Below are 13,207 nucleotides of genomic sequence, written 5' to 3' on the forward strand. Positions count from 1 at the left end.
TCAGAACGACTGCCAGGCGGGCTTGTTCGCCAGCGCGTATTTGTAGTAATCGGCCAACTTCAGCTTGCTCGCCGCGGCTTCGTCGATCACCACCGTGACATGGCGATGCCACTGCATGACCGAGGCCGGACAGAACGCCGACAACGGCCCTTCAGCGGCGGCGGCGATCGCATCGGCTTTCCCCGCGCCGAGCGCGATCATCACCAGATGTCCGGCTTCGTTGATGGTGCCGAGGCCCTGGGTGAGCACGTGATGCGGCACATTCTCCGGCCCGTCGAAAAAGCGCGCGTTGTCCTTGCGCGTCTGCTCGGTGAGCGTCTTCACCCGTGTGCGCGAGGTGAGCGCCGACCCGGGCTCGTTGAACCCGATGTGCCCGTCGGTGCCGATCCCCAGCAGTTGCACGTCGACCCCACCGGCCGCGGCGATGGCCGCGTCATACCGTCGACCCTCACCCGCGACGTCACCTGCTTCCCCGTTCGGGCTCAGCACCCGTGCCGGATCCAGGTTCACATGGTCGACGAATTCGGATCGGATCACCGAAAAGTACGACTGCGGATGATCCTTCGGCAGGCCCACATACTCGTCGAGCAGGAACGCGCTTGCGGTGGTGAAGTCCAGCTCGCCCTCGCGATAACGCCGCGCCAGTTCCTGATAACTCCCCAGCGGCGACGACCCGGTGGCCAGGCCGAGAATCGCATTGCCGCCCGTCACATAGCGACCGACGATATCGGCGACCGTGCGCGCTACCTCGTTTTCGTCAGCCCGGATCACGATTTCCATCAGATTCCTTCCGTTCCGGCGACGAGCACCCGCCGCGGCCGCAATGACTGGTCGGTGACAAGAATGTCGGCACGCGCGCCGACGGTGAGACTGCCGCGTTCGCCCTCGAGGCCGAGTACGCGAGCAGGGGTACGTGTCGCGGAGACGACCGCGTCGGATAGCGGTATGCCCGCATCGAGGACGGTCCAGCGCAGCACATCGACGAGCCGTGCCGTGCCGCCCGCGATCGCCCCGGGCGAACCGTCGTCGGTGGCGAGCCGGGCGACACCGTCGTGGACCTGAACATCGAGCGCACCGAGCCGGTAGTCGCCGTCGCTCATGCCCGCCGCCGCCATCGCATCGGACACCAGCGCGATCTGATCCGGCCCGACGGTATCGAACACCATCGCCACCGTCGCGGGCGCCAAATGCACACCGTCAGCGATCAATTCGACCACCATCTCGCCACGCCCGGCCGCGGCGAGGCACGCGGCAACGGGTCCGGGGGAGCGGTGATGCAGTGCGGGCATCCCGTTGAACAGGTGGGTAGCGGTGATCGGCCCACCACGAGCCTCGGCGATGCGCGCCGCGGTGGTCGCGGCATCGGCATCGGTGTGCCCGAGGCTCGGCAGCACATCGAGTCGGCGCATCGCGGCCAGCAGCTCATCGAAATGCGCGGTCTCGGGGGCCAATGTCATCGACCGCACGGTGCCGCGCGCCGACGCGTAGATCCGCTCGAACAACGCAGGGTCGCCGGGAATGATCGCCGCGGGATCCTGTGCTCCACAACGGCTCGCATTGATGAAGGGTCCCTCCAGATGCACCCCGAGCAACGCCCCGTCCTCGACAAGATCGGCCAGCATCGCCGCCTGCGCGACCAGCACGTCCGGTTGATCCGACACCAAGCTCCCCATCAGCCCGGTAGTGCCGTGCTCTCGATGATGCACCGCCGCAACCCGGGCACCCCGCGCATCCGCGTTGGGGAACCCGAACCCGGCGCCACCGTGGCAGTGCAGGTCGATCAGACCGGGAAGTACCAGATCATCGCTCGGTGCCGGAAGTCTCTCGGGCGCAGGATGATTCGCGGACGCACCGACCCAGGTGATCAGACCGTCGTCGAATTCGACGACACCGTCGGCGATTTCACCTACCGCCGCCCCGACGAGTCGACCGCGCACGAATCCCATCACCACGAAACCTTCCTCCTACCGGCAACGATCGAGGACCGCCGCCGGACACCACACCGCGATCCGACCCTCGGCCGGACCGCTTCCACAACAACCTTTTTCACGCCCGCCCGATGATCGCCGCGACCGCCTCGCGCCCCACCTGCGGATTCGATGCCGCGCACGCCGCATCCGCGGCATCCTGGCACCGCTGCATATCCACCGCGGCCAATGCCGCCCGGACCGCGGGCAACGCGGGCACCGACATCGACAAGCTCGTCACTCCCAGCCCCACCAGCACCGGCGCCAACGTCGGATCCGACGCCGCCTCACCACACACCCCGACTGATTTTCCAGCCGCCGCACCGGCCGCACCGACCATCGCGATCAAATCCAGCACCGCGGGCTGCCACGGATCGAGCAGGTGCGCGAGCCCACCCGCCATCCGATCCACCGCACACGTGTACTGGCTCAGATCGTTGGTGCCGATGCTGACGAAGTCGAGATGCGCGAGCAGATCGGCGGCACGCAACGCGGCCGCCGGGATCTCGATCATCGCGCCGACCTTCGTCAAGCCGGATTCCCTTGCGAGCGCGGCGAATCCGGCGGCCTCGTCTGCGGTGGCGACCATCGGCGCCATCACCCACAGATCGGCCCCGGTCGCCTGGCCCGCCCGGGCAAGCGCCGTGAGCTGCGTGGCGAGAGTCTCCGGAAACACCGTGCCGATCCGCAACCCACGCACACCGAGTGCCGGATTCTCCTCGGTACCGAGATCGAGAAACGGCAGCGGCTTGTCCGACCCGGCATCGAGGGTCCGCACCACGACTCGTCGTCCGGCGAACTGTTCGAGAACCGCTGTGTACGACGCGGTCTGCTCGTCCAGGGATGGCGCGGACGCCTTCCCGAGATACATGAACTCGGTGCGGAACAGTCCCACACCCTCGCTATCGACCGGCCCCGCCTTCACCGCGTCATCGACGGTGCCGATATTCACCAGCAGATTCACCGGCGTCCCGTCGGCCGTATGCCCAGGCCCACTGGCCGCCGCGATTCGCGCCTTGTCCGCCGCTGCCTGCTCGACAGCGGCCCGCTGATGCTCGGGGTTCGGATCGATCACGACCTCACCGGTCGTGCCGTCGAGCAACACCGGCGCGTCATCGACGAGCCGATCGGTATCGGGACAGTTCACCACCGCGGGCAAGGCGAGGGACTTCGCGAGAATCGCGGTGTGGCTGGTCGGCCCGCCCTCGGTGGTGAGCAACCCGACCACATCGCTGTCACCCAGCATCGCCGTATCGGCAGGCGCGAGATCCCGCGCGACCAGCACGAACGGATACCCCGGCTCCGGAATACCCGGCATCGGCAGCCCGAGCAGCACCGCGACAGTCCGCCCGCCGATATCGCGCAGATCGGTCGCCCGCTCGGCCATGTACCCGCCGAGCGCTTCCAGCTTCGCGCAGAACCCCTCGAATGCCAGGTGCACCGCGTGCGCCGTCGGCATCCCGGCAGCGAGTTCCTTCTCGGTGGCGGCGACGATGCCCGGATCACGGGCCATCGTCGCCGACATCGAAAGGATCTCCGCCGCAACACCGCTCACGCGTGCGGCCCTGGCCTGCATCTCCTCGGATACGCCACCGAGCGCATCCTTGACCCGCGCCAGCTCCTCGGCGACCGAGCCGCCGACCGGATCCTGTGCCGAGGTCTCGAGCTGCGATCCGAACCGCAACCAGGGCGCGCACACCACGCCCGGACTCACGCCGAGGCCACGGATCACCTGTTCCGGCATCAGGCGGCGTCCAGATCCGAGGCGATGAGTTCGGCCAGCTGGTCCAGCACCGCGTCGGCACCCTCGGCATGCAGGGTCACCTCGGCGCCGTGGCCCGCGCCCAGTGTCATCACCGCGAGCACGCTGGCCGCGTCGACCGGTTCGCCACCTCCCACCGAAATCCGCACCGGCACCCCCGCGGCCTGCACGGCCCTGGTGAGTCTCGCGGCGGGCCGCGCATGCAGCCCCACCTCGGATCCGACGATGACGGTGCGGGTTGTCATGGCCTCACTCACCTTCCAGCTTCTTGTCCAGCTTCGTTTCGACTTCGGCAACCGATGGTGCATCGGTTCGAGTATCTTCCGTGGCGGTTACCGCAGCCTCCGCTTCGACCACGGCCGCGTCGGGCGCGCCGACCTCGACATCGGTTTCCGTCTCGCGACCCGGGGTCCGCAGGTTCCACTTCTTGATCACGAAGCTGAAGAGCACGTAGTAGATCACCGCGTACCCGAGCCCGATCGGGATCAGCATCCACGCGTCGGTCGCCTTGCCGAAGTTCAGCAGATAGTCGATCGCACCCGCGGAGAACGTGAATCCATCATGGATGCCGAGCGCGTTCACCAGCGCCATCGACGTACCCGTCAAGAGCGCGTGCACCACATACAGCGGCCACGCCACGAACATGAACGAGAACTCCAGCGGCTCGGTGATGCCGGTGACGAACGCGGTCAGACCGGTGGACAGCATGATGCCGCCGACCAGCTTCTTCTGCGACGGACGCGCGTTGCGCCAGATGGCCAGCGCGGCAGCGGGCAGCGCGAACATCATGATCGGGAAGAAGCCCGTCATGAAGGTGCCCGCGTTCGGGTCACCGGCGAAGAAGCGGTTGAGGTCGCCGCGCACGAGCTGGCCGGAGGCATCGGTGTAATCGCCGACGAGGAACCAGACCGTGGAGTTCAAGATGTGGTGCAGGCCGGTCGGGATGAGCAGGCGGTTGGCCGCGCCGTAGATACCGCCACCGACGACCGAGTTGTCCGCGACGGTCTCACCCACCCAGGTGAGCGCGGTGTTGAACGCCGGGTACAGGAATGCCATGCCGACGCCGACGACCAGACCGGTAACCGCGGTCAGGATCGGCACCAGCCGCCTGCCGTTGAAGAAGCCGAGGAAATCGGGCAGTTTCGTGCGATAGAACCGCTGCCACAGAATGGCCGACAGCAGACCCATCACGATGCCGCCGAGGACGCCGTAGTTGATCAGCGCCTGAGCGCCCTTCGGGTCGGTCTTTCCTTCGAGCACGATCGGTGACATCGCCTTGAACACACCGTCGATCACCATGTAACCGACGACCGCCGCCAGCGCGGTCGACCCGTCGGCCTTCTTGGCCCAGCCGATCGCGATGCCGACGGCGAAGATCAGCGGCAGCCAGGTGAATACGGCCTGCCCGGCCGCCGAGATGACCGACGCGGTGCTCTCCAGCGCGGAGAAACGGCCGAGGAGATCGTCCTGGCCGATGCGCAGCAGGATGCCCGCCGCGGGGAGCACCGCGATCGGCAGCATGAGGCTGCGACCGAGGCGCTGCAAACCCGCGAACACCTTCGATTCTTGTTTGGGGGTGTCGGTAACGGCAGTCATGTCGACCTTCTTCGTGCCGGCTTTCCGGCGGTCTCGGCGAGGGAGGACCGGCTTGCCCGCCGATCCGGGTTAACTGTTGTGAACCGGTATCCCTGACGGGTACTGTCCGGTCATAACCAGTTGCCAGTTTGACCAGGTGGAGGTCGGATGTCAACCGCTGAATATGATGTGGCGCACATTCGAGACTCCCATACTGGTACCGGCAACCACCGCCGAAAGGGAGAACATATGTCCAAAGCGGAAGCGATCGTCGCCGGCCTCGGCGGCGCGGACAACATCGTCGAGATCGAGGCCTGCATCACCCGGTTGCGCACCGAGGTGAAGGACGGCAGCAAGGTCGACGAGGCCGCGCTCAAGGCCGCCGGCGCACACGGTGTCCTCAAGTCGGGGTCGGTCGTTCAGGTCGTCGTCGGCCCCGAAGCCGACACCTTGGCCGACGACATCGAGGACATCCTTTGAGCATCCCTGTCATCGCCCCCCTCCCCGGCAAGGTCATGGCCCTGTCCGAGGTCCCCGATCAGGTCTTCGCCGAACAAATCGTCGGCTCCGGCGTAGCGCTCGACCCCGACCGCACCCGCGGCACGCTGATGGTGACAGCCCCCATCGCCGGCAAGATCCTCAAACTCCACCCCCACGCCTTCGTCATCCTCGGCCACGGCGTCGGCGTCCTGGTCCACCTGGGCATCGACACGGTGAAACTGAAGGGCGAAGGCTTCGAACTCCTCGCCACCGAAGGCGACACGGTGGAAGCGGGCGCCCCCATCGTCACCTTCGACCCGGCGGAAATCGCCGCCACCGGCTACTCGGTCATCTGCCCCGTCGTGGTGATGGACTCCGCCAAGGACTCGGTCCACACCGACACCATCGGCACCACCGTGGACTCCGGCGGCCTCCTGTTCGACTCGCCGTAGCCGCCCTGACCTGCTGCTGAACCTTTCGGCGCGCCGACCCGTAGTCCGTATCAGCGGGTCGGCGTCGATTCGTGTCGCTCGAGCGAAGGAGGTTGACCGGTGAGTGCGGTGGAGCAGACCAGTGAGCAGTTCGCCGAGCGGTTGTTCGGCGCCGCGCTCGGGGCGATCGACATTCTCGCGGTGCATCTCGGAGATCGGCTCGGCTGGTATCGGGCGTTGGCTGAGGGTGGGCCGGCCGATGCGGGTGAGTTGATCGCGCGGGCGGGCGGGGATCGCCGGTACGCGCAGGAGTGGCTCGAACAGCAGGCGGCGGTCGAGATTCTGACGGTGACCGCGGATGGGCGGTTCGCGCTGCCGGTCGGCGCCGCGGAAGTCCTCACCGACCCGAAAAGCCTCGATTACCTTGCACCACTGGCTCGTATGCTGGCTGGCGCCGCTGCCCAGATGCCCGCGCTGGTGCGCGCTTATCGCGACGGCGGTGGAGTCGGCTGGTCCGAATACGGCGCCGACATGCGCGAATCACAGTCGGACATGAACCGCCCCTGGTTCGAACAACGTCTCGCCACCGATCTCGCCGGTGTCGCCGATGTTCACGCTCTGCTCTCGCGCCCGGATGCCAAGGCAGCCGACATCGGTTCAGGCGGCGGCTGGTCCGCGATCGCGCTGGCCCGCGCCTACCCGCAGCTGACCGTCGACGGCTACGACATCGACCAGCCGTCGGTGCGGATGGCCACCGAGAACGCCGCCGACCTCGGCAACCGGGTCCGCTTCCACCAGGCCGACGCCGCCACCGACCTCCCCGAATCCGCCTACGACGCGCTGTTCGCCTTCGAATGCCTGCACGACATGCCACACCCCGTCGAGGTGCTGACCTCGATGCGCAAAGCCCTGCGACCGGGCGGCGCGGTGATCATAATGGATGAGGCCGTCGCCCCGGAATTCACCGCGCCCGCGAGCGACATCGACCGCCTGATGTACGGGTTCAGCCTGCTGGTATGCCTGCCCGACGGCATGGCGCACCCCGACTCCGCCGGCACCGGCACAGTCATGCGCACCGCGAAACTGGGGGAGTACGCCGACAAGGCCGGTTTCACCGCCGTGGACATCCTCCCGATCGAGGACTTCGGATTCTGGCGCTTCTACCGGCTCACGGTCTGATCGGCCAGCTGCTCGGTCTCCACTGTCCAGCGCCTGGCGAGATCGTCGAAATACCGCTGGCTGCTCCACAATCGGTAGTTGCCGATCACGTAGACCCGCCTACGCGCCCGCGACACCGCCGCGTTGAGCACATTCGGATTCGTCGCCGCCCACCGTCGCGACCCGCCCGCGGCGGGCGATGTCCCCAAGATCAGCACCACGACCTCGGCCGAATTGCCGTGCATGGCATGGACAGTGCCCACCTGCCGCTCCGCGAACTCCGCGCCGAGCACCTCACGCGCGACCTCCTGCGCGCCATCGGCGACATCACGGAACGGGCTGACCACACGGATATCGGCCGCGGCCACCCCGTCCTCGGTCACCCGCGCGAGCAACGAGGCGAGCGCTTCGCCCTCACCGGGAATCCAATTGCCCTCGGCCCGTGCGGACCTGACGTCGATCCACCGATCGTGCCCGGGGAACTCCGGCCGATCCGGCGTGCCGAACACCAGCAGATCATCGTCATAGGCAATGTGATGCGTGAGCTCGAAAATCGGTCTGTCACTGCGCCGATGGACCCGCAAGGGCGTGCCGACCCACACTGGCGCGACCGAATCCGATGGCATCAGCCATGTCCCGTACCGCACCCCGCGATCAGCCGCCTGACGTGCCGACGCGTGATCCGGCATCCACTCCGCATCGAGGCCGTACTGCTGCACCAACGCTTCCTGTGCGGAAGTGGGCAGCGCGCCGACAGGTCCCAGCTGACGATGATCGCCGACGATCACCGCCCGCCGAGCCCGCCACAATCCACCGGCCACCGACTGCGGCGCAGCCTGCCCGGCGTCGTCGACGAACAGCCATCCGAGCGCCTCGGACCCCAGCCCGGCGAACAGCCGGGGTAGCGCGGTGAAGGTCGTGGTAATCATCGGCACCGCCAGGAACAGCGTCTGCCACGCCGCCGCGACGGTCTCCGTCCTAGGCGCGACCGCGAGCTCACCGCGGATCAGCGCGATAGCGACGATCAGATTGTCGCGAACCCGCGGCGCCGCGTTGAGCAGGAACGCGCGATGCAATTTCAATGCCGACAGGAACAGCTCACGCCGCGCGCTCGCGTACTGATCGTCCGCCCATGGATTACACAGCTGGAACTGCTCGTCGTCACCCGCCACGTCACCGAACGGAATTGTGCGCGACCAGTTCTCGCGTCCGCGCTCGATAACATCCAGGGCCGCCGCCCGCCGCTCCGTCAACTCGACGTGCTCGCGAATCAGCGTGCGTCCGTGCTCGGCCGCCTCGGCCCACTGTTCCCGCGTGTATTCGACCTCGGTCTGGCGCCGTCGCACATCCGCCTCGGCGATATGTCGTTCCCGCAGCAACTCATTGCTGCGGGCACTCCACCGCCGCCCCGCCCGGAACCCCGTCGACAGCGACGCCACGAACCCGGGCTTGCGCCCACCATGCTCGGTCAGGAACTTGCCTGCCCGGTGGTGCGCGGCCTGAGCTGCGCGCAGATGTTCGGTCGCCAGCTGATGACGTTCCCGCCAATGCGCGTGTGCGTCATCGGCATTGGTGATTTCGACGGCGGTCGACTGCAACCCGGCGTTCATGGTGGGCAGGTCGGCAACCGCATCTGCGACGTCCTGCCGCTCTTGCGCCAGCCTGCGTACCTCGGCGCGACGAGTGGTGAAGTCCCGCACCGCGGTCGGCCAGTCCGGAATCGAATCCGGGTCGGCCTCGGCCTGTTTGAGGATGTCGAGCATCCCGCCGTTCGGTGTCCCGGTCTTCCGCTCGGCGGCGAACCGATCCCCGAACCAGAACTGTTCGGCGAACGTCCGTCGCGTTTCGCCCAGTGCCGCGGCCACCAACCCCCACGCGGGTGCACCGCCGACTAGTTCGGCCAGGTCGGTGAAGTGATTGAGCTCGCCGTCGATCGCGCCACGATGCTGGATCTCGGCGACCACGTCGGCCGCGGTGGCATCGCTGTCCGTCGCCGCGACCACTTCGAACCCGGTCACGCTGTTCGCCACTCGGTGCGCGCCCACCGTGTAGTTCTTCGCCACCTGAACCTGCTCGGTGACGCCGGCGAACACCGCCATCGGATCATCGAAGGCCGCCAGCTGCGCGGCCCGCTCGACCAGAATCCCGGCCAGCAGGTCTCGCAACATCGTCGTCGTTCCGGTGCCTGGCGCACCGTGCACCGCGAAAATCCCGGCGCTGTCACGCAATTCGGACAGCGCACGATCTACGGCGAACTGCTGTCCCGACACCAGCGGATCGCCCGGCCAGCGACCGTCCGGAATGAGTTGGGGGAGTAGCCCTTCGACTACCGCGTCCTGTCGTCGACGAACATCGATCCGGTCATCGACCGGCAGCGCTTCGGCCGCCATGAGGTAATCCCGCAGCGCCGCACCGATATCGCCGCGTTCCACCGCCCTCGCGAGCTCGGCCAGATCCGGCCCCAGCCCGCTGTTGAGCCGATCCTCTGCGGCATCGCTGTCCGCATCACGCGCCGCGACCTGGACGCACGCCACCCGCACGCCACCGGCCCGCAGTTCCGATCGAATGCCCAACGCGGCACACAGTTCGCCGGTGAAGATGTGCAGGTCGCGACCGGTCAACCGAGGCGCATCGACCATGTCCTCATCGCCCGTGATGGCGAACCGTTCAGCGAAGGCCAACGCTGACATTCCGGCGAGCCCCGGCGAGATGACCCCGTCGGCGCCCGCCGCGATCAACGAGGCCGCCACACCACGGCCCGCCATGTCCAGCGCACGCCACCGCGGCGCCGGACCCATGTATTCGGTGCCCGGCTGCGTCTCTTGTGTGAGCGTGTCGAGCGCGGCGGTGAACGCCGCCGAATCATGGTCGAACCCGTCGGCCCAGCCGATATCGTCGGGCCCCGGCGCTCGCAAACGATTCACCGCCCATGCCAACCCCGACAATGTCGCCGAGCCGCCGACAACCACCCCGCTGTCGGTCAGTGTTACCGCGAAAGCCGCTGTGGTCCCGGCGCGTCGAGCGTCGGCCTCGAGCTGATCCTCACCGAATGTCCGCACCAGCGCTTCCCGCGCGCGCCCCACCTCGAACAACCCGCCGTACACGACGAACTGCCACACCCGCCCTGCCTTCAACGCGGGCAGCGCGGCGAGGTTCTCCCACGGCGCGAGGTCGTCCGCCGCGAGATCGACCACCGGTCCGTCGGTCTCGACGTCCGGCACAAGCTGTGGACCGAACAACTCCACGGTCTGCCAGAAACGCACGAGCCGCGCGGCGTGCTCGGAACCGCCCACGATGCACCCCAATCCGGTCGGCCATCATTGCAGACAACCCCGATCACGGTACGCGATCCGGATTCCTCTGGCACGTCACCCCGATGGTCCCGCCTGGCGTGGCGAGACCATCGGCGCTGGTCCTACAGCCGCGGCAAGCACCCCGCCGCCCGCAACCGCCCCGCCAGCGAACTCGAAACCAGCGCGCCCGACCCGCTCCCGCCGCCGAGAGCCACCAGTACATCCCCACCCAACCCGGCTCCGAACGAGCACCCGAGCACATTGATGTCGATGAAGATGTTCTCCTTCGGCTCCGGCTCCGCCACAGCAGAACCCGCTCCGACCACAGCTCCGGCGACCACTGCCACTGTGATCGCAGCTGCCTTGATGATGCCCACTTGTCCTCCTCGATCAGCGCAGTACGTACCGACGACCAGGGTTGACCGCCCTGACCGCCCGGAAACCTCGACCTCTTGCCGGGAAAACCCTTTGACCCGTCGACCTCGCGCCGCGCACGCTGGGATCATGGACGACTTGGCCCACGCCGCAGACCAGTTCGTGCTCGGTGAGCTCGACGGTGCGGACCTGTCCATGATCGCGGCCGAGGCGCTCGCGCGTGGGATCGACACTCCCGCGCTGGTCGAGCTCGCCTGCCTGCACCGAACAGATTGCAGCACCGCCCCCGACCTGTTCCGCACTGCGATGGCCGAGCTGGGGCTGGTGCACGACTGGAGAGCGAGGGAAGTCGACGTCCGGGTCAGGCGAGCTCGGGAACACGCGACATCTCTGCTGGCCGACGACAGCGCGATGGCCTACCACTTGGGCGGGATCGTCGTGGAGCTCATCGAGCTGGCCGGATACCCCGATCCGCCCGCGCCGGATATGGAAGACCTGGCCCGGGGTTTCGACGTGATGTCGGAGTACCTCGAGTTCGCCGACTGTGAATCGCTTCGCGAACAGATCCGGCAAGCGTGCCGAAACCTGCTGGCGGGCCCGCCCTACGCACCCGTGAACCCGCAAATATCCACCGCGTCGCCGGAGCAACGTTCGGTACGTCCTACGAGGTGGCGGCGGTTCACCGCCTCCCTATGGTCCCGGCGCGCAGTCAGCGCAGCAGCATCTCCGCCACGGCCTTCGGTGCTGCAAGCCATTCACGAACGTTGTTGCGTACCTCGGTGACCCGCCTGCACTCGCAATAGGCGACCACCCCGTCGGCCTCTATACCCGCTGCCCGGCACAGCGCCACCGCGCGAGGGAGGTGCTGATACTGGCTGACGATGATCGCCCGGTCGATGCCGAACATCGACCTCGCCCGTTCGCAGGTCTCCCGGGTAGAAAGCCCAGCACCATCCGACCGAATAATGGCTGGGTCGATGCCGTGGTCGAGTAGATAGCGCGTCATCGACGCGATCTCATCGCCCGAGGAGCCGCCGGCATCCCCGGACAGCAGAATCCGCGCGGCCTTGCCCGCTTCGACCAACTCGATCGCCACATCGAGACGTCCCCGTAGATAAGCCATCGGAGTTCCGTCCGGCGCGACCCTGGCGCCCGGGATGATCACGACGGGTGCGCTGGGCGCGGCCGCCACATCACTTCTATGGCCGGACGACAAAATCCACATCGCCATGTTCGCCCCGGCCGTCACCAACACGAGGCCACCCGCCAAGACAAGTCCGGCCCGCGCGATGCGACGCAACCCCCGACGCTTCCCGCTATGTTCGCCCGCCATAGGCCCTTTCATACATGAACACTGCGAAAATATCCCCTGACTAGGGGATTTGACATTGCAAATGTCGACACGTAACTTTATTCCAGTCAGAGCGACACGGACACCGACTCAGCCGCCAAGCGGCCGGGACACGAGGTAGGACGATGAGCGCCTGACTGATCATGTGTTCAGAGGAACTCGGATCGGATTTGCTTCCGGCCGGTTGTCTGAGCTAAGTTTGAACCCTTGCTTCACCGAAACCCCTACTAGATGTTGTGGGTAGAAGTGTGTGCGTGTGTTCTTTGAGAACTCAATAGTGTGTCGATGAATGTCAGTGCCAATATTTATATTGGTTCCAGCTTTCATGTACCCCCCGGTCATGGAAGTTGGACATTGAAAAACAACAGCGAAATTTTTTGCTGGTGTTTGGCTTTGCTAGGTTTTCGGACTCTAGTTAGATAATTTTGATTGCACCCCTGGGGGTGTTTTCGAGAGTCTTCAACGGAGAGTTTGATTCTGGCTCAGGACGAACGCTAGCGGCGTGCTTAACACATGCAAGTCGAGCGGTAAGGCTCTTCGGGGTACACGAGCGGCGAACGGGTGAGTAACACGTGGGTGATCTGCCTTGCACTTCGGGATAAGCCTGGGAAACTGGGTCTAATACCGGATATGACCACGAGATGCATGTCTTGTGGTGGAAAGATTTATCGGTGCGAGATGGGCCCGCGGCCTATCAGCTTGTTGGTGGGGTAACGGCCCACCAAGGCGACGACGGGTAGCCGACCTGAGAGGGTGACCGGCCACACTGGGACTGAGACACGGCCCAGACTCCTACGGGAGGCAGCAGTGGGGAA

At 66.5% G+C, this 13,207-nt stretch carries 12 protein-coding genes and 1 rRNA gene; 5 read left to right on the forward strand and 8 right to left on the reverse strand.

The genetic code is table 11. The features are described from left to right. From nagB to ACFWPK_RS24260, 5 genes are all read right to left on the reverse strand, one after another. The gene (gene nagB, locus ACFWPK_RS24240; protein WP_378919350.1) at window positions 1-780 is read right to left on the reverse strand and encodes a glucosamine-6-phosphate deaminase; all 780 of its coding nucleotides are present in this window, start codon (window positions 778-780) and stop codon (window positions 1-3) included. Then, window positions 780-1,946 (reverse strand): N-acetylglucosamine-6-phosphate deacetylase, encoded by a 1,167-nt coding sequence (locus ACFWPK_RS24245; protein WP_378919352.1) that lies wholly within the window; start codon window positions 1,944-1,946, stop codon window positions 780-782. Before ACFWPK_RS24245 ends, nagB begins: the two co-directional genes overlap by 1 nt. A gap of 100 nt (window positions 1,947-2,046) precedes the next feature. After that, complete coding sequence (ptsP, locus tag ACFWPK_RS24250; RefSeq protein WP_378919354.1) at window positions 2,047-3,711, reverse strand: phosphoenolpyruvate--protein phosphotransferase; 1,665 nt, start codon at window positions 3,709-3,711, stop codon at window positions 2,047-2,049. Continuing rightward, window positions 3,711-3,974 carry an HPr family phosphocarrier protein gene (locus tag ACFWPK_RS24255; protein ID WP_378919356.1) on the reverse strand — a complete coding sequence of 88 codons (264 nt, stop codon included), beginning with the start codon at window positions 3,972-3,974 and terminating at the stop codon, window positions 3,711-3,713. The genes ptsP and ACFWPK_RS24255 overlap by 1 nt, the downstream gene beginning before the upstream one ends. A gap of 4 nt (window positions 3,975-3,978) precedes the next feature. After that, window positions 3,979-5,325 (reverse strand): PTS transporter subunit EIIC, encoded by a 1,347-nt coding sequence (locus ACFWPK_RS24260; RefSeq protein ID WP_378919357.1) that lies wholly within the window; start codon window positions 5,323-5,325, stop codon window positions 3,979-3,981. Window positions 5,326-5,553: 228 nt separating this feature from the next. On the opposite strand from ACFWPK_RS24260, the gene ACFWPK_RS24265 reads away from it, so the two are divergent. From ACFWPK_RS24265 to ACFWPK_RS24275, 3 genes are all read left to right on the forward strand, one after another. Beyond that, the gene (locus tag ACFWPK_RS24265; protein ID WP_056821036.1) at window positions 5,554-5,784 is read left to right on the forward strand and encodes a glucose PTS transporter subunit EIIB; all 231 of its coding nucleotides are present in this window, start codon (window positions 5,554-5,556) and stop codon (window positions 5,782-5,784) included. After that, on the forward strand, window positions 5,781-6,236 hold the full coding sequence (locus ACFWPK_RS24270; protein WP_378919358.1) for a PTS glucose transporter subunit IIA: 456 nt from the start codon (window positions 5,781-5,783) through the stop codon (window positions 6,234-6,236). Before ACFWPK_RS24265 ends, ACFWPK_RS24270 begins: the two co-directional genes overlap by 4 nt. 99 nt (window positions 6,237-6,335) lie before the next feature. Next, on the forward strand, window positions 6,336-7,394 hold the full coding sequence (locus ACFWPK_RS24275; protein ID WP_378919359.1) for a class I SAM-dependent methyltransferase: 1,059 nt from the start codon (window positions 6,336-6,338) through the stop codon (window positions 7,392-7,394). On the opposite strand, the gene ACFWPK_RS24280 is transcribed toward ACFWPK_RS24275, so the two are convergent. Together ACFWPK_RS24280 and ACFWPK_RS24285 are read right to left on the reverse strand one after the other, a co-directional pair. Beyond that, window positions 7,376-10,666, reverse strand: a complete 3,291-nt coding sequence (locus tag ACFWPK_RS24280) for a DEAD/DEAH box helicase (protein WP_378919360.1) — start codon at window positions 10,664-10,666, stop codon at window positions 7,376-7,378. The two genes, ACFWPK_RS24275 and ACFWPK_RS24280, sit on opposite strands and share 19 nt — an antisense overlap. A gap of 122 nt (window positions 10,667-10,788) precedes the next feature. Then, on the reverse strand, window positions 10,789-11,043 hold the full coding sequence (locus ACFWPK_RS24285; RefSeq protein WP_378919361.1) for a hypothetical protein: 255 nt from the start codon (window positions 11,041-11,043) through the stop codon (window positions 10,789-10,791). 127 nt (window positions 11,044-11,170) lie between these two features. Between ACFWPK_RS24285 and ACFWPK_RS24290 the strand changes: the two genes are divergently transcribed. Further along, window positions 11,171-11,824 (forward strand): hypothetical protein, encoded by a 654-nt coding sequence (locus tag ACFWPK_RS24290; protein ID WP_378919362.1) that lies wholly within the window; start codon window positions 11,171-11,173, stop codon window positions 11,822-11,824. Here the strand turns inward: ACFWPK_RS24290 and ACFWPK_RS24295 are convergent. Next, complete coding sequence (locus ACFWPK_RS24295; RefSeq protein WP_378919363.1) at window positions 11,751-12,374, reverse strand: vancomycin high temperature exclusion protein; 624 nt, start codon at window positions 12,372-12,374, stop codon at window positions 11,751-11,753. The genes ACFWPK_RS24290 and ACFWPK_RS24295 overlap by 74 nt on opposite strands. A gap of 477 nt (window positions 12,375-12,851) precedes the next feature. Here ACFWPK_RS24295 and ACFWPK_RS24300 point away from each other — a divergent pair. Further along, a 16S ribosomal RNA gene (locus tag ACFWPK_RS24300) occupies window positions 12,852-13,207 on the forward strand; the annotation flags it as partial.

Source organism: Nocardia sp. NPDC058519 (genome assembly GCF_042719755.1).
In the GTDB taxonomy this organism is placed as follows: Bacteria; Actinomycetota; Actinomycetes; order Mycobacteriales; family Mycobacteriaceae; genus Nocardia.

Bases quoted from the DNA above. Each gene is read 5' to 3' on its own strand.
- ACFWPK_RS24265 (WP_056821036.1), top strand. From the start codon at position 5,554: ATGTCCAAAGCGGAAGCGATCGTCGCCGGCCTCGGCGGCGCGGACAAC.
- ACFWPK_RS24290 (WP_378919362.1), top strand. From the start codon at position 11,171: ATGGACGACTTGGCCCACGCCGCAGACCAGTTCGTGCTCGGTGAGCTC.
- nagB (WP_378919350.1), bottom strand. From the start codon at position 780: ATGGAAATCGTGATCCGGGCTGACGAAAACGAGGTAGCGCGCACGGTC.
- ACFWPK_RS24295 (WP_378919363.1), bottom strand. From the start codon at position 12,374: ATGGCGGGCGAACATAGCGGGAAGCGTCGGGGGTTGCGTCGCATCGCG.
- ACFWPK_RS24245 (WP_378919352.1), bottom strand. From the start codon at position 1,946: ATGGGATTCGTGCGCGGTCGACTCGTCGGGGCGGCGGTAGGTGAAATC.
- ACFWPK_RS24255 (WP_378919356.1), bottom strand. From the start codon at position 3,974: ATGACAACCCGCACCGTCATCGTCGGATCCGAGGTGGGGCTGCATGCG.
- ACFWPK_RS24260 (WP_378919357.1), bottom strand. From the start codon at position 5,325: ATGACTGCCGTTACCGACACCCCCAAACAAGAATCGAAGGTGTTCGCG.
- ptsP (WP_378919354.1), bottom strand. From the start codon at position 3,711: ATGCCGGAACAGGTGATCCGTGGCCTCGGCGTGAGTCCGGGCGTGGTG.